The 21,027-nt window shown below is 50.5% G+C and carries 18 protein-coding genes and 1 other annotated feature; all 18 genes read right to left on the minus strand.

What is annotated here, in order from left to right:
• Positions 1-153: 153 nt before the first annotated feature.
• The gene (locus tag FYJ45_RS02565) at positions 154-1,023 is read right to left on the minus strand and encodes a DegV family protein (protein ID WP_035321905.1); all 870 of its coding nucleotides are present in this window, start codon (positions 1,021-1,023) and stop codon (positions 154-156) included.
• Positions 1,024-1,236: 213 nt separating this feature from the next.
• Entirely contained in the window at positions 1,237-2,676 is a 1,440-nt protein-coding gene (locus FYJ45_RS02570) for a spore germination protein (protein ID WP_195841621.1), read from the minus strand.
• Positions 2,677-2,732: 56 nt separating this feature from the next.
• The gene (locus FYJ45_RS02575) at positions 2,733-3,251 is read right to left on the minus strand and encodes a dCTP deaminase/dUTPase family protein (protein ID WP_025491065.1); all 519 of its coding nucleotides are present in this window, start codon (positions 3,249-3,251) and stop codon (positions 2,733-2,735) included.
• The gene (nrdG, locus tag FYJ45_RS02580) at positions 3,239-3,793 is read right to left on the minus strand and encodes an anaerobic ribonucleoside-triphosphate reductase activating protein (RefSeq protein ID WP_025491064.1); all 555 of its coding nucleotides are present in this window, start codon (positions 3,791-3,793) and stop codon (positions 3,239-3,241) included. Before nrdG ends, FYJ45_RS02575 begins: the two co-directional genes overlap by 13 nt.
• A 1-nt stretch (position 3,794) precedes the next feature.
• Positions 3,795-5,963 carry an anaerobic ribonucleoside-triphosphate reductase gene (gene nrdD / locus FYJ45_RS02585; protein WP_083492970.1) on the minus strand — a complete coding sequence of 723 codons (2,169 nt, stop codon included), beginning with the start codon at positions 5,961-5,963 and terminating at the stop codon, positions 3,795-3,797.
• A 430-nt stretch (positions 5,964-6,393) separates the two neighbouring features.
• Positions 6,394-7,563 (minus strand): pyridoxal phosphate-dependent aminotransferase, encoded by a 1,170-nt coding sequence (locus FYJ45_RS02590; RefSeq protein WP_154463357.1) that lies wholly within the window; start codon positions 7,561-7,563, stop codon positions 6,394-6,396.
• A 26-nt stretch (positions 7,564-7,589) separates the two neighbouring features.
• Positions 7,590-8,600 (minus strand): helix-turn-helix transcriptional regulator, encoded by a 1,011-nt coding sequence (locus tag FYJ45_RS02595; protein WP_154463359.1) that lies wholly within the window; start codon positions 8,598-8,600, stop codon positions 7,590-7,592.
• A gap of 83 nt (positions 8,601-8,683) precedes the next feature.
• Positions 8,684-8,872 (minus strand): hypothetical protein, encoded by a 189-nt coding sequence (locus FYJ45_RS02600; RefSeq protein ID WP_154463361.1) that lies wholly within the window; start codon positions 8,870-8,872, stop codon positions 8,684-8,686.
• Between the two features lie 63 nt (positions 8,873-8,935).
• Positions 8,936-9,451: a ribonuclease HI gene (gene rnhA, locus FYJ45_RS02605; protein ID WP_154463363.1), complete on the minus strand. Its 516-nt coding sequence runs from the start codon at positions 9,449-9,451 to the stop codon at positions 8,936-8,938.
• A 66-nt stretch (positions 9,452-9,517) separates the two neighbouring features.
• The gene (locus FYJ45_RS02610; protein WP_154463364.1) at positions 9,518-11,206 is read right to left on the minus strand and encodes a MutS-related protein; all 1,689 of its coding nucleotides are present in this window, start codon (positions 11,204-11,206) and stop codon (positions 9,518-9,520) included.
• 21 nt (positions 11,207-11,227) lie between these two features.
• A complete protein-coding gene (locus tag FYJ45_RS02615) occupies positions 11,228-11,962 on the minus strand; it encodes an MBL fold metallo-hydrolase (protein ID WP_235930519.1) in 735 nt (244 codons plus the stop codon).
• A gap of 64 nt (positions 11,963-12,026) precedes the next feature.
• On the minus strand, positions 12,027-12,530 hold the full coding sequence (locus FYJ45_RS02620; protein WP_025491058.1) for a GreA/GreB family elongation factor: 504 nt from the start codon (positions 12,528-12,530) through the stop codon (positions 12,027-12,029).
• A gap of 464 nt (positions 12,531-12,994) precedes the next feature.
• The gene (locus tag FYJ45_RS02625; RefSeq protein ID WP_021636370.1) at positions 12,995-14,365 is read right to left on the minus strand and encodes an NCS2 family permease; all 1,371 of its coding nucleotides are present in this window, start codon (positions 14,363-14,365) and stop codon (positions 12,995-12,997) included.
• Positions 14,366-14,620: 255 nt separating this feature from the next.
• Positions 14,621-15,925 (minus strand): amidohydrolase family protein, encoded by a 1,305-nt coding sequence (locus tag FYJ45_RS02630; RefSeq protein WP_154463366.1) that lies wholly within the window; start codon positions 15,923-15,925, stop codon positions 14,621-14,623.
• Between the two features lie 94 nt (positions 15,926-16,019).
• A complete protein-coding gene (locus tag FYJ45_RS02635; RefSeq protein ID WP_021636373.1) occupies positions 16,020-16,451 on the minus strand; it encodes a cytidine deaminase in 432 nt (143 codons plus the stop codon).
• 18 nt (positions 16,452-16,469) lie between these two features.
• Complete coding sequence (locus FYJ45_RS02640) at positions 16,470-17,306, minus strand: purine-nucleoside phosphorylase (RefSeq protein ID WP_025491054.1); 837 nt, start codon at positions 17,304-17,306, stop codon at positions 16,470-16,472.
• A 155-nt stretch (positions 17,307-17,461) separates the two neighbouring features.
• Positions 17,462-18,934, minus strand: coding sequence for a stage IV sporulation protein A (gene spoIVA / locus FYJ45_RS02645; RefSeq protein ID WP_025491053.1), 1,473 nt, complete (start codon positions 18,932-18,934; stop codon positions 17,462-17,464).
• Positions 18,935-19,045: 111 nt separating this feature from the next.
• Positions 19,046-20,269, minus strand: coding sequence for a tyrosine--tRNA ligase (gene tyrS, locus FYJ45_RS02650; RefSeq protein ID WP_021636377.1), 1,224 nt, complete (start codon positions 20,267-20,269; stop codon positions 19,046-19,048).
• Positions 20,270-20,493: 224 nt separating this feature from the next.
• Positions 20,494-20,776: a binding site (T-box leader), on the minus strand.
• Positions 20,777-21,027: the final 251 nt, after the last annotated feature.

The following is a 21,027-nucleotide window of genomic DNA, read 5'->3' on the forward strand; positions in this document are numbered from 1 at the left end:
AGATAGATGCAGCCAGTGACTCTGAACCTAATATTTTCCTCCTTCCAAAAAGACCCGGCTTCCCGCCGGGTCTTAATCGTTATTGCTGTCTTTTTCACAGTACTGCTCTTATTTTGCCTGCGGATATGTCCGCCAGGGCACAGCAGCCGGTTTCTATCTGTAGTCTCCCAGGAAAAACAGCGCTATGGTTCCGGGGCCGGAATGGGCGCCGATGGTAGGGCCTACATAATTAATAATGCAGCTTTCAATTCCAAACCGTTCCCTGACCAGGTCACGTACGTATTCCGCATCCTCCTGGGAATCGCCGTGGCTGATGAAAAAGCAGTCATTTTTGTCCCTGTAGCTGCCAATTCTCTGTTCCATCATATCCACCAGGCTGTGCAGGGATTTCTTCCTGCCGCGAACCTTGCCCACCGCTATGAGGTGGCCTTCGTTGTCCACATGGAGAAGGGGTTTGATGCTTGCCAGCGTGCCTACAATGGCTGTGGCCTTGCTTACTCTTCCGCCCCGGTGAAGGTTGAATAAATCATCCACGGTAAATACGTGTACCAGATTAAGCTTGTGGCTTTCCACCCATTCTGCGGTTTCTTCCAGGCTCTTCCCCTGTTTCCTAAGCTCCACGGCCTTGTAAACCAGAAGCCCCTCTCCCAGGGAAGCGCACAGGGTATCCACTACGATAATTTTGCAGTCGTCCCTTTCCGCCATGATTTCCTGCGCCGCCACACAGGCGCTGTTATAGGTACCGCTCAGGCCGGAGGAAAAGGACATCACCAGGATTTCCCTGCTTTCCTCCAGGTAGCCTTCCAGATATTCTCTGGCGGATTCCGGATTCACCTGGGAAGTAGTTGGCATCATGCCTCCCCGCATCTTATTATAAAAATCTTTGACATCCATTTCCTTGTCAATACCGTAAGATACGCCTTCCACAATATAAGGCAGCACCATTACGCCCAGCTGATTCTGTTCTATGTAGTCCTTCGGCAAATCTGCCGTACTGTCTGTAACAATTTTAAAACCGGCCATCTTCTTCCTCCTCATATCCGATTGCGGATTAATACGCTCGTTTTATTTTAGCACGGTTAGTCGCCGGAAACAAGAAAATATATATGAATGTATTTATCTTTTTAGTAAATTCTGAACTTTTTTTTACGTAAGAACAAAAAAATACCTTTTTACGAACAGGAAAAAAGCAGGCCTCCAGATGTTCTCTTTCCGGCCTGCCCCATATCCGTATTTTTATTTTTTTTCTTTCCTCACCGGATCCAGAGCGCCCGGAAGGCGCAGGCGGAAAAGGCGTTTTGCCAGCTGCTTTGCATTAAAGGGAAAAAGCGGGTAGACATAGCTCTGATTGGACACTGTGCGGTTGGTAAACATAAAAAGGATGCAGAGTATAATTCCTCCCACATATCCCCAGATCCCGAAAACAGCGGTGAGAATCAGGTTCAGGATACGCATGAATTTCAGCGCATAGCCCAGTTCATAGCTGGACTGCGTATAATTCGCTATCGCCACAAAGGCCATATAAAGCATAACCTCAGAGTTGAACCAGCCGCTGTTGACGGAAAATTCACCCAGCACCAGGGCCGCCATGACACTCAGCGGGGTGCTGAGCATGTTGGGCGTATTCACCGCGGCCAGCCGCAGGCCGTCAATCGCCAGCTCCAGTATCAAAAACTGCCAGATGAGGGGAATATTCACCGTATCCCTTACCATAATGAATTCAAAGCCCCTTGGTATCAAATACGGATTTTTCATCAGCAGCAGAAATGTGGGCGTCATCAGGTAGGTAAGCACTGCGATAATAAACCTGGATAATCTCAGATAGGTTCCTGTGATAGGGGGAAAATAGTAGTCATCCGCTTCCTCCACCACGTCAAAAATAGATGTGGGCATGATCAGTACGGAGGGGGAATTGTCCACCAGGATGATAATATTTCCTTCCAGCACCTGGGCCGATGCGGTGTCGGGGCGCTCGGTGAATTTGAATTTCGGAAAGGGATTGTACCATTTCCTGTCATACAAGCACTCCGCAAGGCTTTCCTGGTTCATGGTCAGGGCGTCCACCTGAATGTGTTTAATCCGGTCACGTATTTTTTCCAGGAAGGCATGATCCACCCGGTTGTCCATGTAGCACAGGACAATATCTGTCTTGGAGCTTTTGCCGGCGTGCATCATTTCCATCACCAGCTCCGTGGAACGGATGCGGCGCCGGATAAGCGCGGTGTTGAAAACAATGGTTTCCACAAAGCCGTCCTTGGAGCCTCTGAGCACCTTATCCTTTTCCGGCTCCTCCACTCCCCTGGAGGGATAGGTCCTGGAGTCAATGAGGATGCATTTGTCAAAGCCGTCCACAAACAGGGCGAACACGCCGGACATCAGGCTGTAGAGGATTTCCTCCCAGGAGTCCTTCAGATCCACCTCCACATACGGTACAAAGCTTTTAGACATTTCATGGGCGTCCTTCGGCATATCTTCCGCAGTAATCCCCATAAACTGCTGCAGCAGCTTCTGCATCAGTTCATCCTTGCAGAAGCCGTCGATGAAGTAAATGCAGGCATTTTTTCCGCCCACATGGATTACCCTGTAAACCACGTCGAAATTCTGGTCAGCCTTCAGCTTTTTATTCAGCCATGTCATATTTGACTCAAGGCCTGTCGCCATTTTTTCCTCAGACATAAGCAAAAAACTCCTTTCCGGACATATAGATATAGTTTGTCCGGAAAGGAGTTCCCTTATGCATTCTTAGTCGTGCTGCCAAAGCCGCCGTTTCTCACACCGTCCGCCTCGTCATCCTCAGTAATTCCGTATTCCAGGAAAATACCCTGCATAAAGCCCTCGCCTGCCTGAAGCTTCAGCGTCTTTCCCTCATTGGAATCATTGGTGATCTTAGCAAAAATATGGCCTTCGTTGTCGCTGTTAAAATAATCGCTGTCAATAATGCCTACCGTATTATTCAGCTGCAGCCTGTATTTGAAGCCCAGCCCGCTTCTGGGATAAAGGTGCAGCACCCATTCCGGCTGCATGGTTACCCGGATTCCCGTAGGAATCTTCACGGTTTCCCCAGGCTTCAGTTCTATCTGTATAGGCGTAAAAAAATCATATCCCGCGCTGCCTCCGGTCGCTCTTGCCGGAAGCTTCAGCGCATCATAAATCTGTGCAATCTGTTCCTGCCCGCATGCCGGAAAGGCATCCTTAAAATCAGCGGTGAACTGCTCCCTGCTCACCTTCATAAATCTGGCTATTCTCCGCATCCTGTCACTCCTTTCTGAAATACCCCGTCTTCCGGTGCATAATCCGGGCAGTGAAGAACGGGAACCGCCGGATTTTCCTGTTTCAGGGAGGCCTGTACATCAATCACTCTCTGATTGGAGCTTCCCTTCCACATCAGCCGCACATCCTTTTTGGCAATTTCAAATTCCCCGTCCACGCAGACATCCACATATTTCATAATGGAATCCCTGTACAGATTCTCCCATACATCCCCGGTATAGAGCCATATGGTTTTATCGGGATATTTTTCCCTGATTTCCTTCATCAGCTGCCGCACATCTCCCTTATTGGCGGGATGCATGGGATCGCCGCCTGAAAAAGTAATTCCTGATATGTAGGATTTATCCAGCTGGCCAAAAATTTCTTCCTTTGCCGCTTTGTCAAATGCAAGCCCGCCCTCCGGATCCCAGGTGACAGGATTCTGGCATTCCGGGCAGCAGTGCTCGCAGCCTGCTACCCAGAGGACGACCCGCAGGCCGTCCCCGTTGAGCATATCCTCATGAGTAATGTTATGGTAACGCATGCTACATTGATTTCCTTTCCGCAATTTCAGCCATCTTGGCGTCATTCAGCCTGGTATCGCCGTGGACCCTGGAATAAGACAGATAGCCGTTCATCCGGTCGATTTTGGTTAGGTTCCGGCTGCCGCACTTGGGACAGATATCCATCTCCAGCTCCTGATGCCCGCAGTCGTCGCAGTAGGCAAGGGAAAGGTTCACGCCTTCATAGAAGCCCTTGTCCATTGCCCTGCGGATGAGGGTTTTTACCGCCTCGATATTGTAATCGATGGGGTATTTTACATACTGGATCTTTCCGCCGTTGCACAGGTTCCAGAAACGGCCTTCCTTATCCTGCTTTTCAATGGGAGTGATATCCTCTGTTACATGGCAGTGGAAACTGTTGCTCACGTATTCCCTGTCAGATACCCCTTCGATAATGCCGTATTTATTGCGGAACTGCTTCACCTGCAGGCCGCACAGGTTTTCTGCCGGCGTACCGTAGATTGCATAGAGGTTGCCGTCCTCTTCTTTATACTCATTGATTTTGCTGTTGATGTGCTCCATAACCTCCAGCGCGAACTGGCCGTCCTCCACAAGGGATTTGCCGTTATAGAGCATCTGCAGCTCATTCAGCGCCGTAATGCCGAAGGATGCCGTAGCCGACTTTAACAGCGGCTTGATCTTATCCGAAAGCTTCAGATTTCCGCCCAGGAAACCGCCCTCGCAGTAGGCGAGGGGATTGGTGGACGCACGCATTTCTCCCAGATAGGCATAGGTACGGATATGCAGCTGCCTGATCAGGTTCAGATAGTAATCCAGCACCTCATAAAAATCCTTGCTTTCCTGTCTTGCCTTGGCAAGGATCATGGGCAGATGGAGGGAAACCGCGCCGATATTGAAACGGCCCACAAACACAGGTTCGTCCTTTTCATCCGCAGGATGCATGCCGCCCCTGACATACCAGGGGGAAAGGAAGGCGCGGCAGCCCATGGGGGATACGATTTTGCCGTATTTTTTATACATGCTGGCCACATAGCCTTCTCCGGTCAGGCTGAGCCAGTCGGGATACATGGTTTTTGCGGAGCACCTTACCCCTTCCTCAAACACATCCTCCAGCGGTTTTCCGGGGCCATGCAGGTTTTCATCATAGAGGAAAACAATCTTGGGGAAGAGTACCGGCTTCCTGAAGCCATCCTTTCCCTGTCCCTCCCGGCGCACCTTCAGCATGGAAACGGTGGCAAGCTTCGCAAAACGTCCGGTTCCCGTGCCTGCAGTCACTGTGATGAACGGATAATCCCCGCGGCTGCTGGCCACGGTGTTGAATTTATATTCCCAGCCCTGGAAACCCTGCTCCATTTCCTTGACCACATCTGCATAAGCCACTTCTTCCGCTTTTTCTTCCGGAACACCCAGCGCCAGATATTTTTTCATATCCCGGTCAAAGGATTTCTGCGCATAAGGCTCCAGTATCAGATCCACGCTGGGCACCGTGAAGCCGCCGTACTGCTGGCTGGCGGCGCTCAGGACAATATCGCCGATAACGTCAAAAGCCACATCCAGGGTTTTCGGTTCGTTGTACCAGATATTTCCCATTTCAAAGCCGCCGGACAGGACGTTTTGTACATCGAACAGGCAGCAGTTCATGGTATCCCTTCTTGCGCTCATATCATGCACATAAATATAACCGTCCCTGCAGGCCTGGATTTCTTCCGTTGTCATAAAAAACTTCTGGTACAGCTCCTTGTTGAGCTGGTTGAAAATAAGGCTTCTCTTCGTGGAAACCAGGGCGGAATCCGTATTGGCGTTTTCCTTGTCGCCGATATACATGATGGACTGGCTCTTCTTGTACACATCGTCCAGCATACGGACAAAATCCTGCTTATAATTCCGGTAGTCCCTGTAGCTTTTGGCCACGATGGGCTTAACCTCCTCCAGGGCGCTCTCCACAATATTGTGCATCACAGGAATGGGAATCTCACTGCATTCCAGCTCATCCACCTTTTCAATGACATAGCTGCAGATTCTTCTCTTTTCTTCATCCGTAAATTTGGTAAGGGCGCGGTAAGCGCTTTTTCCCACCGCATTTATCACCTTCTGCACATTGAAGGACTCCCTTGTCCCGTCCTTCTTTACCACCTTTACATCCAGCTTTGTCTGGTATTCTTTTCCGTAATCCTGCTCTTCATTCTCCATAAGCCCTTGTACCGTATTCTCCATTTCTTCTCCTATCTGCTCCGTTGGGGCGCGTCTTTCCCGTTACTGTCAGCGCAAAAGCGGGAAAAAAATCCGGTTGCTGGAATGCGGTACGTGACGAGCACCGTACACGTTCTGCCTTTTCCCTCATCCGGTTTGCGGTATGCGTTGTCAGTTATGTAGTATAAAAGAATAGTTATGCAGCTGCTGTATTCCTTCAAACACCTTCAAATACTGCAAAAATACTATATCCTGCCAAATATACATTTCTTACCACTATATCTAGTGGCAGATATCAGTATAAAGGAATCCGGCCTCTCTGTCAATGCCTGTCGGAGGATTTTCCGCTTTTCATTTTTCTTCCTGCAACAGCCCGGATAGCCAAACTGCTGCTTCTCCTTTCCCTGTCCCGATATCTGCCTTTCTCCTGTTATCTGGAAAGGATTCCGCTCCTTCTGACTGCTTCCACAGCCTCCCTGATCGTCTCCACAGGCAGGGTGAGGGCGAAACGTACATGTCCTTTTCCCAGCTCGCCGAAGCTGCTTCCCGGCGTACACAGCACGCCTGTTTTCTCCATAAGCTCCATGACGAATGCGGTATCGTCTTCAAAACCTTCTGGTACAGGCGCCCAGGCAAACATGGTGCCTTCGCTGTCCGGCACATTCCAGCCGATGGAACGGAAGCCGCCGCACAGGGCATCCCTTCTTTTCCTGTATTCCTCACACTGGAGAAGCACAGGCTCGTCCGGCCCGGTCAGCGCTGCAATGGCTCCGTACTGCACAGGCAGGAATGTTCCGTAGTCAATCTGGGAACGCAGCTTTTTGAAGTTCTGCACCAGCTCCCTGTTTCCGGTAAGGAAGCCCATCCTGGCCCCCGTATAGTTATAGGATTTGGAAAGGGAATAGAATTCCACGCAAACTTCCTTTGCCCCCGGAATGGAAAGAATGGAAATCCCCTGCCTTCCGTCATAAATGATATCCGAATAGGCGTTATCATGGATGATGACCAGTTCATGTGCCTTCGCCCAGGGAATCAGTTCCTCGTAAAAAGAATGGGGGGCGCATTTACATATGGGGTTCATCGGATAGGAAACTATCATAAACTTTGCTTTATCCGCCGTTTCCCCCAACGCCTCCAGATCGGGTAGCCAGTAGTTTTCCTCCGTTAAGGGATAGGTTACCAGCTTCGCTCCCGCCAGAGACGGCCCGATGGCAAAAATCGGATAGCCCGGATCCGGCACGAGGACAATATCGCCTTCATCGCAGAGGGAAAGGCCTACATGGGCGATCCCTTCCTGAGAACCATAGACGGACATGATTTCCTCCGGCTCCAGCTGCACGCCGTAGCGTCTCTGATAGCGGCTGATCACCGCGTCCGTCAGCTCCGGCAGATCCCGAAGCGCATATTTATAATTTTCAGGCTTTCCCGCCGCGCTCACCACTGCGTCGATGATCCTCTGCTGCGGCTTGAAATCCGGTGTTCCCACGGAAAGGTTATACACCTTTCTCCCCTGCCGCTCCAGTTCATTTTTCTTTTCATTTAATACCTGAAAAATACCTTCCTCATAATCCTTCATTCTGGATGCAAAATGAAGCTCCATGTCTTCCTCCTGTCTGCCGTTCCTTGTTATGCTTCCTCAAAACGGCCTTCCTCATACAGTTTGTTTATTTTTTTAAGATATTCTTTGTATTCCTCAACCACATCCGGCGGCCCGGTAAGCCTGGCCTGGATTCCAAGGCCTGTCAGCCACCCGAAAAACTGTCCGCTAACAGCCACCTTCACCCGGATACGGAAGGTTCCCTCCGCCAGCCTGCGGATGTCCGTTTCTTTTCCGAACCGGTCAATCACCACGCCGATCAGCCTGTCCGCAAACTCCAGGGACACCGTCTCTTCTTTTCCTCCGTACATACCGAAGGTTTTATTGGTATAAGCGGCGATATCAAAGCTTTTAAAAGCGCTGCCGCCCTCTCTTTCCAATGCCGTCAGCTGGATGGAGCCCATTTTATCCACCCGGTAATGCTTCAGCTGATCCGCTGCCGCATCATAGCCGATGAGATAATAATTTTCATCATTCCAGGACAGCGCCCAGGGGCTGATCACATACCGCTCCCCGCCTTTACGGGGAACCAGCCTCCGATCCAGCGTCCATTCCATATACTGAAAGGAAATCTGTCTGTTTTCCTGAATGGCTCTGTGTATGAAATCCACATTATAGTAAATGCTTTCGTTTTCCGTCTTCACCCTGCCCGCCACATATACCTGGCGCTGCAGCTGCGTCGCTTCCTTGGCGCCGACGAACTGCTCCAGCTTCTGTATCAGTTCCCTGGATTTGCGCTGGGTGATAAAACGGGAGGCCTGAACCACGTCCACCAGAAGCTTCAGCTCAGGAAGCTCAAATTCCCGGGAACCCATATAGTAGCCGCTGCCGGCCTTATTTTTCACATGGACGATATCATAACCGAAATCCATGAGCCGGGCAATATCATCATAGATACTTTTCCGTTCCGCGCTGATATCCCACCGGGCAAGGCGCTCAATGAGCTGCTGGGAATTGAGGAAATGCTCCTCGTCGGTTTCTTCCCGCAGGATTTTCAGCAGGTAAAGCAGCTTCAGCTTCTGATTCGATGATTTTGGCATGGCAAATCCCCGCACTACTCACAAAAAAGAGCGGGACATCCCCACTCTTTTGGTTAAACGTAAACATTTCTCCTGGTTTTCTGTCAGAACTGCGTTCCCGGCGCCTGTGCTTCTTCTGTCCCCCGGGTCAGGGCTTCCGCAGCCTCCCTGGCATTTTTCTTCTTCCGCATGGTGATGCCGATTGCAACGGCAATAACAGCCAGCACTGCAATCAGCACAAAAAGCAGTAAATAGGATAAAAATGAATTCAAAAATAATGTAAAATCAGCCATTTGCTTCAAACCCCTTGCCTGAATCACAGGCTTTCGATTTCGGCGCGGTGTTGCCCCGCGGTCTTATTTATCATAACATTTATTGGTACAGGCCGTCAAGAGGGGGAGTGAGATTCCGGGGTCCGGGAGCAGGTTGGTGCCGTCGGCGGCGGTGGTGGCCAGGGTGTCGCAGCGTTCGTTTTCGGGGTGGCCGTCGTGGCCTTTGACCCAGGTAAAAGTGACGGTGTGAGGGGCGGCGGCTTTCAGGAGGCGTTTCCAGAGGTCTACGTTTTTAACGGGGCCCGAGGCTCCTTTCCAGTTTTTTTTGAGCCAGCCGTCTATCCAGTGTTTGTTGAAGGCGTCCGTTACGTATTTGGAGTCTGAGATAACCTCAGCCTCACAGGGGCGGTTGAGGGCTTCCAGCCCGGCTATGACCGCCATGAGCTCCATGCGGTTGTTGGTGGTTTTGATATAGCCGCCGGAGAGTTCTTTTTCGTGCAGGTTCCCTTTCTGATCCACATATTGGAGAATGGTTCCGTAGCCGCCGGGGCCTTCCGGGTTTCCTCTTGCGGCTCCGTCTGTGTATATGGTTACTTTCATTGATTTTCCCTCATTTCTTGCAATAGTCATTTTTGTCCGGATGTCACTGTATGGTATTTTCCGCCGTTACGTCCAGTTTCCGGTTTCCAGGAAATGTGCGGCCAGTGCATTGGCTTCTTCAATGATTGCATTTTCATAGCCGATGATGCCGAGCAGGCGTATCGCATTGCGGGTCATTGCTTTTCCGGAGCGGAGTATATAATTGAAAAGAATGTCTCCTTCCATGATTTCTTCTTCAAAATGGTAATTGTCATAGCAGTCCGCCAGCAGCTCCGTCAGCTCAATGTCATGCGTGGCTGCAAAGCAGAGGACGCCGGGGCGGCTGAGGCTTCGCAGGATCTGGGTGGAGGCGGCAATCCGTTCCACGGTGTTGGTGCCCCGCAGGACCTCGTCCACAAAACAGAGGACAGGGGCGCTGCCCTCCCTTGCCGCATCCAGAATCCGTTTCAGGGATTTGATTTCCACAATATAGTAGCTTTCCCCGCCTTCCAAATCGTCACGCAGGGCCATGGAGGTCATGATGCGGTACAGGCTCCCCGAATAAAAATCGGCGGTGCAGGTGTGGATTGTCTGGGCCAGCAGTGCATTCAGAGCCACGGCCTTCAGAAAGGTGGATTTTCCGGAGGCGTTGGAGCCGGTGACCAGGATTCCCTGCTTTGCCAGAATATCATTTTTCACAGGCTCTTCCAGCAGAGGATGATAGAGTCCCCTGATTTCAAGGCGTACGCTTTCCCTGCTGTCCTCCGTCAGGCGCGGGCTGCACCAGCCGGAAGCCAGGGACGCACGGTAGGAGGCGATGGCTATGCAGGCTTCCGTTTTTCCGGCAATGGTGATCATTCTGTCGATGTCCGGCAGGTGCTTCCTGACCTCCTTAAGCATGGTGTTGAAGCAGATGAGATCCAGGTGAAGGAGCATATTTACATAGTCCAGTATCAGGGACAGGGGATCTCCCGCCGTATCGCTTCCGCGCATGCCGAGCATGGCGCTGTAACGGAATTTGCCGAATTTGCCCTCCAGTATTTTCAGTTCCTCCCATTCCTCTTTCAGCACGGGGATGTCCATTTTCCTGATCCGGGCTGAAAAATCCAGTATCCGGCGGACATAGGCAAAGCTGGTAAGATAAGGCTCGATTTCATGCTTCTGTTTCATATAGCCGAAAATATTTACCGTAAAAAGAAGGAAAAGGAACATCATGCCAATGGGCGGGGAAACGATAACCATGCCAATGGCCGGAATGAGCAGAAGATCGCAGATTATATGGGAAAGGCTGCTGCGCTCTCCCAGATTGTCAAGGTAATTCAGATAATCGTAGACGGAATATTTTCCGCTTCTGCCCAGCTGCATATAGGCATACTGCAGCTGTTCACGCATCTGCTCCTGCTGCCCGAAGCAGGTAATCTTTTCTTCCATGGCATCCAGCGCCTTTGCATCTTTCAGCTGCGGGGTCCTCAACAGATAATAGAGATATTCCTGTCCGGCGGAGGAATAGGTCTGGTTCATCCGGAAAAAAAGCTGATCCATGCCAAGATCGTTCCAGGTGATGTCATCCACCTGCTCCGGCTCCTGATGCATGGAAAAATAGCCGGGTATGCTGGAAAGCTCCTCGTCCGAATAGTCTCTGTCCGGCACTGCGCCGAAGCCTTCATGTATTTTCCGCTTCTGCCTGCGCTGCTTTACGCGTTCATCCGCCGCTCCCTTTATAAATACGGCCAATACGGCCGCTATGACGAGCACCAGTATCATAAGCGATTCCATATGCAAGTTCCTCCTGCTTTTTTAAAGCACAAATTCTTCTCCGCGTCTGCTGATGTCAACGATTTGCGCCGCGTGCTGCCGTCCGGTCTGTGTTTCCTTATATTTGGAAATATAGCCGTATTCCTCCCACATATGCATGGGGAATACGTGGGTTGCCGATGTCTTCTGGAGAAAATAATCCATCCCCAGGCCATACGCCGCTTCCAGCCTGGGATCAAGCGGTACGAAAGCCGCGTCAAAGCGTTCTCCTGCAATGCTGTCGATTTCCCGCCTGAAGCCGGTCTCCATATTCCGGTTCCAGCTCGCGGGCTCCCCTTCCCAGTGCCACCAGTTTAAATCCCCTGCATGGTAAAAGGTCTTCCCCTCCGCTTCCACAAGAAACGCAACGCCTTCATCCGTAGATTTCAGCGTACGGACTGTCACAGCCTGGCTTTCCCCGCCATAACCGGTCTGTTCATGCGCCTTCATCACCGTTACATCGGACAGCGCCTCCGGATCCGCCTTTTTGCGGAGCAGATAGTCGGGCTTGAGCTTGATATCATTTCCGAAAAAATAATGTATATGAGGATATTCCTTCCGCAGCTCCAGAATTCTCAGGCTGAAATGATCCTGATGCTTATGGGAAGCAAATACCAATATTGTTTTCTCCTTATCCCACGAAGGAAGCTCTCCTGTAAAATAGTCAAACAGCAGCACATGTTTCTCCAGCTCCACGCAAAAGCCGCTGTGCGCGATATAAGTAATTTTCATAGCCATTCCTTTCCCGTCCTTTTCCTATAAACCATCCGCAGGCCGGCTTGCCGGCAGCACCTGAAGCGCCTTAAAAGCTCCTGATTTTATCAGAGCCGTCGTCAATGGTTTTCCGGATGGAACGGACCACCACATAGTAGCCGTAGCTGCTGTTCACCTCAACGTATACCCTGTCCCCTTCCCGGTGTCCCAGAAGCGCCCTGCCAATGGGGGATTCCGTGCTCACCAGGCCTTCCAGGGAATTTCCGCGCATGGTGGTGACGATTTTCATCGTTTCCGTTGTACCATCCTCTTCAAAGAACAGCTCCACCGTATTGTTTACACCGATCTCGTCCTCTTTGGAATCGTCGGATATCACCTCCGCCGTCTTGATCATCCTCTCCAGGAAACGGATTCTGCTTTCATTCCGGTTCTTCTCTCTTTTGGCCGCATAGTATTCAAAATTTTCACTTAAGTCGCCCTGGGCCCTGGCTTCCTTCACCGCCTCCAGCGCCTCCTTGCGTACTACCAGCTTCCTGTATTCAATCTCTTCCTTCATTCTTTTGATATCATTTTCTGTCAACTGGTTATGCATATTATCACTCCTTTTCAGGCCACAGTTTTGCCCAGGCCCAACTGCGGCTGCCTCCCGCCATTCAAAATCGCTGCGCGGTGGGCCGGCTGCCTGCCGCCGCTATACATTCGTTGAACTGTAATCTTTTTATCACTTCGGCAGCTCTGTTCTATACATTTGCCGCCCAATAAGCTTCCGGGATATTGTACCATACATTTTTCCATCTGTTTATCCTTCCCGGAAAAATTTATAAAAATTTATGTTTTCCCTGCCATTCCCTTGTCGGTTAAAATGCTGTTCTGTCAAAAAAGAGCCTCCGCGGTCACATGGACGGCAGAGGCTCTTTTCATAAGCTTCTTTATTATGTAATTATCAGCAGCTGTGAGGAATCCGGGCAGATAACTGTTTCCCCCTCACAGTTGCAATTATCTCATGACGATTCCGCATGGATTTCCGCCATAAATGTGAAATTGCCGTTTTGCTGATTACAGGAAAATATATTTCAGAATAAACAGGACTGTAAGCACATACATCAGGATGCTGATCTTCTTGTCCTTTGCTTTTCCTGTCAGCAGGTTCAGCAGTGTCCAGGAAATAACGCCGATGGCGATACCTTCGGAAATGCTGTATGCCAGAGGCATAGCGATAATGCACAGGAATGAGGGAATCGCTTCCGACATATCTTCAAAGTTGATCTTCACAACCGCACCCATCATATAGAAGCCTACAATGATCAGTGCAGGAGCTGTTGCAAAGGAAGGGATGGTAAGGAACAGGGGTGAGAAAATCAGCGCAAGCAGGAACAGAAGTCCTGTGGTAATCGCTGTCAGGCCCGTACGTCCGCCTTCTGTTACACCGGATGCACTTTCTACAAAGGTGGTGGTGGTGGAAGTACCGAAAATAGCGCCGACGCTTGTTGCCACTGCATCTGCCATCAGGGCGCCCTTAATCCTGGGCAGCTTGCCATCCTTGTCCAGCATATCGGCCTTGGATGCTACACCGATCAGTGTTCCCAGCGTATCAAACAGGTCAACAAACAGGAACGCAAACATTACTACAATAAAATCAAGAATCCGGATTCCTGAGAAATCTGCCTTGAATACCTGGCCGAAGGTCTGGCCGAAGGAAGAAAAGTCAAAGCTTACGATTGCGGAAGGGATTACGGAATACATGCCTGCATCCGGATTGGGAACGTAAATGCCAACCAGTTCGCAGATAATTCCCAGTATCCATGTAATAATTATACCTAAAAGGATGCCGCCCTTTACTCTTTTTACAAGAAGAATGGCAGTAATCAGAACGCCAATCAGGGCCAGGATAGCGCCGATACCGATGGAATGGAAGGTATCTCCCTTGAAGGACTGATAGGTAAGCAGTGTTGCATCGCTGTTTACAACGATTTTAGCATTCTGAAGTCCGATAAAGGCGATGAAAAGTCCGATACCAACGCTGACTGCGGATTTCAGTGTCATGGGAATGGCATTGAAAATCGCCTCACGCACATTGGTAAGAGAAAGTATGATAAATATAATACCTTCTACAAATACCGCCATTAAAGCGATCTGCCAGGAATATCCCATATTCAGTACTACGGTATAAGCAAAATAAGCATTCAGGCCCATACCGGGAGCCAGTGCAAACGGATAGTTTGCGAACAGTGCCATCATGGCTGTGCCGACAAATGCAGCAAGCGCAGTTGCGATCAGAACCGCATGAGCATCCATTCCCGCCGCGGAAAGAATGTTGGGGTTAACCGCAAGGATGTAAGCCATTGTCATGAACGTGGTAATACCGGCCATGATTTCTGTCTTCACATCGGTTTTGTTTTCCTTCAGTTTGAAGAACTTTTCTAACATCTCCCTACCTCCTAAGATTGTGTTAAATAGTAGTGTAATAAATTAAAGAACACGTTACTAATTGTATACTGAAATCCAATTTTTGTCTATGCCCTTTTGTCGAATTCCGTCGGCGAATTCTGGCGTCAGAGGTCCTTTTCAGCAGATGATCCAGATGCCGCCTTTCTCACGGAAAGTGTAAAAGCAGTCCTGTCGCAAAAAAATTCCGGCGCAGCTGTCCCTAAACTGAGCAGCCGCGCCGGAACCCGTATTTTGTTATTCGGCGCTGAGCCTGGCAATGATCTCATTTGCCTTTGCATAAAGCGCTTCCACATCGTCACAGCAGAGGAACCTGCCGTCATAGTAAAGAATCCGTCCGTCAATCATGGTCATTTTTACGTTCTGCTTGCTTCCGCTGTAAACGATATTCTTGGCAATGTTGTTAAGCGGCTGCATGTTCGGCTGATGCAGATCGATCATGATGATATCCGCCTTCTTGCCCTCTGCCAGGATGTCACAGTCCGTAAGCCCCATGGCCTTCGCCCCGTTGACCGTGGCCATTTTCAGCACTTCCTCCGCGTCCACTGCAGAAGCATCCTTTTCCTTCAGCTTGGCAAGGCCCGTGGTCAGGAACATTTCACGGAACATATCCAGACAGTTGTTGCTGGAGGCGCCGTCCGTGCCTATCCCCACATTGATTCCCTTTTCCAGGAAACGGGTAATCGGCGCCACGCCGCTGGCCAGCTTCGTGTTGGAGCCAGGGTTGGTTATAATATGCAGCCCCTTTTTCGCGAACAGATCCATATCCTCTTCCGTGAAATGAACGCAGTGATAGCCGCCTCCGCCATAATCAAACAGTCCCAGGGAATCCAGGAACTGCGGCGGAGTCATGCCGTAGCGCTCCAGACACTCGTCCGTCTCCGTCCTTGTTTCAGAAATATGGGTAAAAAGAGGCGCCTTATATTTGTGCACCATTTCCGACACCTGCTCCAGCAGCTCCTTGGAACAGGTGTACTCCGCATGGACGCCCAGCATATAGGAAATCAGCGGATGCATCCGGTTCAGAGTCAGGTAGCGTTCCTCCATCACCTCAAGCGCCGGGCCGAATTTGTTCAGACCGCTTACCAGCACACAGCGCATTCCCATATCCACACATGCCCGGGCGATATCCTTCGGTGACAGGTACATGTCAAATACAGAGGTTACGCCTGTGGTCAGATATTCCAGGATGGCCAGCTGCGTCAGATCGTAATTATCCTGCTCCGTCATTTTCGCTTCCAGAGGGAAAATCTTTGTGTTCAGCCATTCCTGCAGCGGCATGTCATCCGCAAAGGAACGCATGGCCACCATGGCCGAATGGGTATGCGCATCCTTAAAGCCGGGCATGAGCACATTTCCCTCACAGTCAATTTCCTTATCCACAGCCAGGCCGGGGATGCCTGTCCTTTTACAGAACGCATCCAGATCCGTACCGTCTCCCACATAGAGAATCCTGTCGTTTTCCACCCAGATTTCCCCTTCCAGCAGACTGCAGCCTTCCGCCATTGTAATGATTCTGGCATTGTACAAACGTATTTTCATGTTAAAATTTTCTCCTTATTTATTATAGCCGAAGCGCTCTCTTCGCCGCGCGGCCTTTCTTCCCTGCAGAAAGCTCCCGCCCGCAGCATTCCCGCTACAGATTGTCCGGGCCGAACCCTTCCGGCAAAAGCTCCTTCAGCTTGAAAACCCTGTAATCATCTTCGGAAACCGCTGCGATTACCTCAAAGGTTTCCGGATTGCAGAACTCCATCATCACCTGACGGCACACGCCGCAGGGCATGGTATAATCCGAAAGCGCCCCCTGCCTCCCGCCGGCAATGGCAATCGCCCGGAATGCTCTCACACCCTCGCTGATGCCCTTGAAAAAAGCCGTCCTTTCCGCACAGTTGGTTGGGGTAAACGCCGCATTTTCAATATTGCAGCCGGTAAAAATAAGCGGCTTTCCATCCTGTTCATAGGCTGCAAGCAGCGCGGCCCCCACATAAAAGCCCGAATACGGCGCATAGGCATTTTCCCGCGCCCGAATCGCTTCTTTAATCAAATTACGATAGTCTGTCATCTCCATCTCCCCGTTTTGCAGCCGTTATTTTAAGGCTGCGCCGAATTTTTTCACGGATTCCGTCACCAGGGCCTTGAACTTGGGAGCCGCCGCATTGGCCGCTTCCTGCACTTCCTCGTGGGTAAGCGGGTTATCCGTCATGCCTGCCGCCAGGTTGCATACGCAGGAAATGCAGCAGATTTTCATTCCCATGTGATTGGCTGCAATGGCCTCCACAACAGTGGACATTCCCACGGCATCCACACCCAGCTTGTGAAGCAGCTGAATTTCTGCCGGCGATTCAAAGGACGGTCCCGTAAGCTGGGCATAAATCCCTTCCTTCAGGGAAATTCCCTGCTCCTTCGCAGCTTCCCTGATAAGCTCCTGCAGATCCTCGTCATACACGTGCGTCATATCCGGGAAACGCACTCCCAGCTCGTCAATGTTGGCGCCAATCAGCGGGTTGGGCGCCCAAAGGGAAATATGATCCTTAAGCATCATAAAATCCCCTGCCGTAAAGGAAGGATTAATTCCGCCGGATGCATTGGTCAGAAACAATACCTTCGCACCCATCAGCTTCATCAGCCTGGTGGGAAGCACCACATCGGAAATCGGATACCCTTCATAATAGTGGACCCTGCCCTTCATGCAGACCACCGGCACATCTTTCACATATCCGAAAATAAATTTCCCGGCATGTCCCGGAACGGTGGAAACAGGGAAGCCTTCTATCTCATGATAGTCAAGCTCCGCCTCCACTCTGATATCATCCGCATAATCGCCCAGCCCGGAGCCGAGCACAATGGCAACCTCCGGCTGGAAATCAATCTTACGTTTAAAGCTGTCGTAGCATTTCAACAATTTATCATATACGGGATTCATAGATAAGCCTCCTTTATTATGGTTATTCTGGCCCGCATAAGCCATATAATGTATCATTATAGCAGAAACCCCTGCCAATTCCTAGTGAAAAAACCGGAAGGCACCGCTGTGGATACGCATTTCCACAGCCGCCTTCCGGTTTTTACTTTTCCTTATTAAATGATGATGCATACCATCCCGCCATTGCTGTCGTTGACGATCTTCTGCATGGTCTCCTGCAGCTTCACCTGGCTTTCATCCCCGATCATGGCGATCTTGCTTGTAATGCCGTCATTGACCAGCTGTTCCACCGTTTTGCCGAAAATATTGGTTTCCCAGATACCGTCTGAGTCCTTCTCCGCATCCGCGATATAGCTGATCAGATCCTCTGCCTGTTCCTGGGTACCCACAATCGGCGCGATTTCCGTGATGACGTTGGCCTTTATCATATGGATGGACGGGCTTTCCGCCCTGATCTTCACACCGAACTTGTTGCCGTGCTTGATGACCTCCGGCTTCTCCAGCCTAATCTCCGCCCGCTCCGGCGTTACGACCCCGTAGCCCTTCAGCCGCACGGATTCCATGGCGTGAAGCACCTTCGTATATTCCCTGCGCATTCTGGACATTTCCTTTAATACGGAAATAAGCTGATATTCGCTGGCCACATTTTCTCCGATAAGCTCGCTTAACATCTCGTAGTAATATTTATCGTCCACATCCAGAACCACCCGGATGCTGCCGTCCGCCATATTGATTTTTTCCACAATGCAGCGCTTGATATATTCGCTGTCCAGCGCCACCTGGGTTTCCACCACATCCTTGACCGTATCAATGCCTTCCATCATCGTGCGCACCTTTTCGATGAGATCCGCTTTCAGCTTATGGGTATTGGGAAGCATTTCCACCCATTTCGGCATATAGAATTCGATCATGGTCACCGGGAATTCGTAAAGCACCTTTTCCATTATCTGGTTGATGTCATCACGCTTCAGCTGTTCACAGTTGACGGGAAGCGCCGTTACATGGTATTTTTCCTGGATCTGCGCCGCTGTGTGCTGGGCCTCTTCCCCATAGGGCCTTTGGGAATTCACCAGAACAAGGAAAGGCTTATGGAGCTTTTTCAGTTCCTGGATGGTCCTCTCCTCCGGCGGTATGTAGTTTTCTCTTTTCAGTTCCCCGAAGCTGCCGTCTGTGGTCACCACGATTCCTATGGTGGAATGATCGTTGATAACCTTCTTGGTGCCGATCTCCGCCGCCTGAGTGAACGGAATCTCATATTCAAACCAGGGGGTTTTTACCAGCCGTTCTTCATCGTCCTCCATGTGCCCGGCCGCACCGTCCACCATGAAGCCCACACAGTCCACCAGGCGCACCTTTACGTTCACATCCCCGCTCAGCGTGATCTGGGCAGCTTCCTTGGGAATGAATTTGGGTTCTGTTGTGGTAATTGTTTTCCCGCCTGAGCTTTGAGGCAGTTCATCCTGCGCGCGTACCTTTTCTGCTTCGTCCGTAATGTAGGGCAGCACCAGCAAATCCATGAAGCGTTTGATAAAGGTGGACTTTCCGGTTCGCACCGGTCCCACCACACCGATGTAGATTTCTCCGCCGGTTCTTAACTGAATGTCTTTGTATAAATTTTGTGTATGCAAAGTGTCCATAAAAAAATCCCCTTCCGCTGTGCCTAGCTGTTACAAATATATGCAGCGGAAGGGAATGAATATGACTAAAAAAACAGGAATGGAAGCCGGCTGAGATAAGGCTTATTTTACAACAATACGTTTGAAGTTTTTCTTGCCGCGTTTCAGGACCTTTCCTTCCCCGTGGAAATCTTCTCCTGCAAAAACAGCCTTGATGTCAGTTACCTTTTCTCCATCCATGGATACGCCGCCCTGTTCCACCGCGCGGCGGCCCTCGGAACGGGAGGCTACCAGGCCGGATTTAACCAGCAGATCCAAAATATCAATGTTGCCTTCGCTAAGGTCTGCGGCCGTCAGCTCTGCGGTGGGCATTTCTGCCGCATTCCCGCCGGTAAAGAGCGCTCTTGCGCTTTCCTGGGCCTTCGCAGCCTCCGCCTCGTCATGCACCAGCTTGGTCAGCTCAAATGCCAGGATTTCCTTGGCCTGGTTGAGCTGGCTGCCTTCCCATTTGTCCATTTCATCGATCTGCTCGATGGGAAGGAAGGTAAGCATACGCAGGCATTTCAGGACGTCCGCATCGTCGATATTTCTCCAGTACTGGTAGAAATCAAAGGGTGAAGTCTTGTTGGGATCAAGCCATACGGCTCCCTTCTGGGTCTTGCCCATCTTCTTTCCTTCGGAATTCAAAAGCAGGGTAATGGTCATGGCGTATGCATCCTTGCCCAGCTTTCTGCGGATAAGCTCCGTACCGCCCAGCATGTTGCTCCACTGATCATCGCCGCCGAACTGCATATTGCAGCCGTATTTCTTGTACAGCATGAGGAAATCGTAGCTCTGCATGATCATGTAGTTAAATTCCAGGAAGCTCAGCCCCTTCTCCATACGCTGCTTGTAGCATTCCGCCCTCAGCATGTTATTTACGGAGAAGCAGGCGCCTACCTCACGCAGCAGCTCCACGTAGTTCAGATCCAGCAGCCAGTCCGCATTGTTTGCCAGAATTGCCTTTCCTTCTGAAAAATCAATAAACTTGCTCATCTGCTTCCGGAAGCATTCGCAGTTATGGTCAATGGTTTCCTTTGTCATCATGGTACGCATATCGCTTCTTCCGGAAGGATCCCCGATCATGCCGGTGCCGCCTCCCAGCAGGGCAATGGGCTTGTTTCCAGCCATCTGAAGACGCTTCATCAGGCAAAGCGCCATGAAATGCCCTACATGGAGACTGTCCGCCGTAGGGTCAAATCCAATATAAAAAGTAGCCTTTCCTTCATTCACCAGTTCCCTGATTTCTTCTTCGTCCGTCAGCTGCGCCAGAAGTCCGCGTGCTCTTAATTCTTCAAATACCTTCATTTTTCATTCTCCTTTTGTAACTGTCCGGTAACCCACAGTTACCTCTTTCACATTTTTCTCAGGCCGCCGCCAGGTTTTCCGCTCGTATTTCTTCCTTAAATCAACCCTGCTGCAAACAACGTGGTCTTTGATCCTCGCGGCAGTCGCCAAATATCCATGCAAGCATGGCTGCTTGGCTCGTTGCCCGCGAAAATAAAAAAATCCCTTTTTCCGTCATATCCGGAAAAAAGGACGAGTGTCTGTTACCCGTGTTACCACCTTCATTCGCAGCCAGCTCACACTGTCTGCCTCTTCGAGTACGACTGTCCTGTCTCCGGCCTGCAGTCCGGCCAACATCAGCGATACTCTTCGCAGGATAACGGTTGCTTTCCGTCGCAGCCTACTCTCTTAACGATTTGGGTGCGAAACTCCGGGATGTATTCGGGAAAGTATCTCCTGCGCCTCTCATCTGCCGGCTGCTTTCTGTAGGTTCTTCTTTTCCTTACTTCTTCCCATCACAGTTTTTAGAAAATGATTCATTTGCTATAAACTATCGTTAATGTATCACAAACCTTCCGGGCTGTCAACCCATGTTACTCTAAAAACTTGCAAAAGCCGCCGGAACTGACTATAATATAGATGCAGTCAGTTCCGGGAGGAGTGCGGCGGCGTTTTCCTTTGGGAAGCCGCTTAGTATCGCCGGTGTCCGGTCTCACACTTATGAATCCCGAGAACACGCGGCGGCTGGCTGCCCTGTAATTACTGTAAAATAAAAAAAT

Origin of the sequence: Eisenbergiella porci (genome assembly GCF_009696275.1) — a bacterium.
In the GTDB taxonomy this organism is placed as follows: Bacteria; Bacillota; Clostridia; order Lachnospirales; family Lachnospiraceae; genus Eisenbergiella; species Eisenbergiella porci.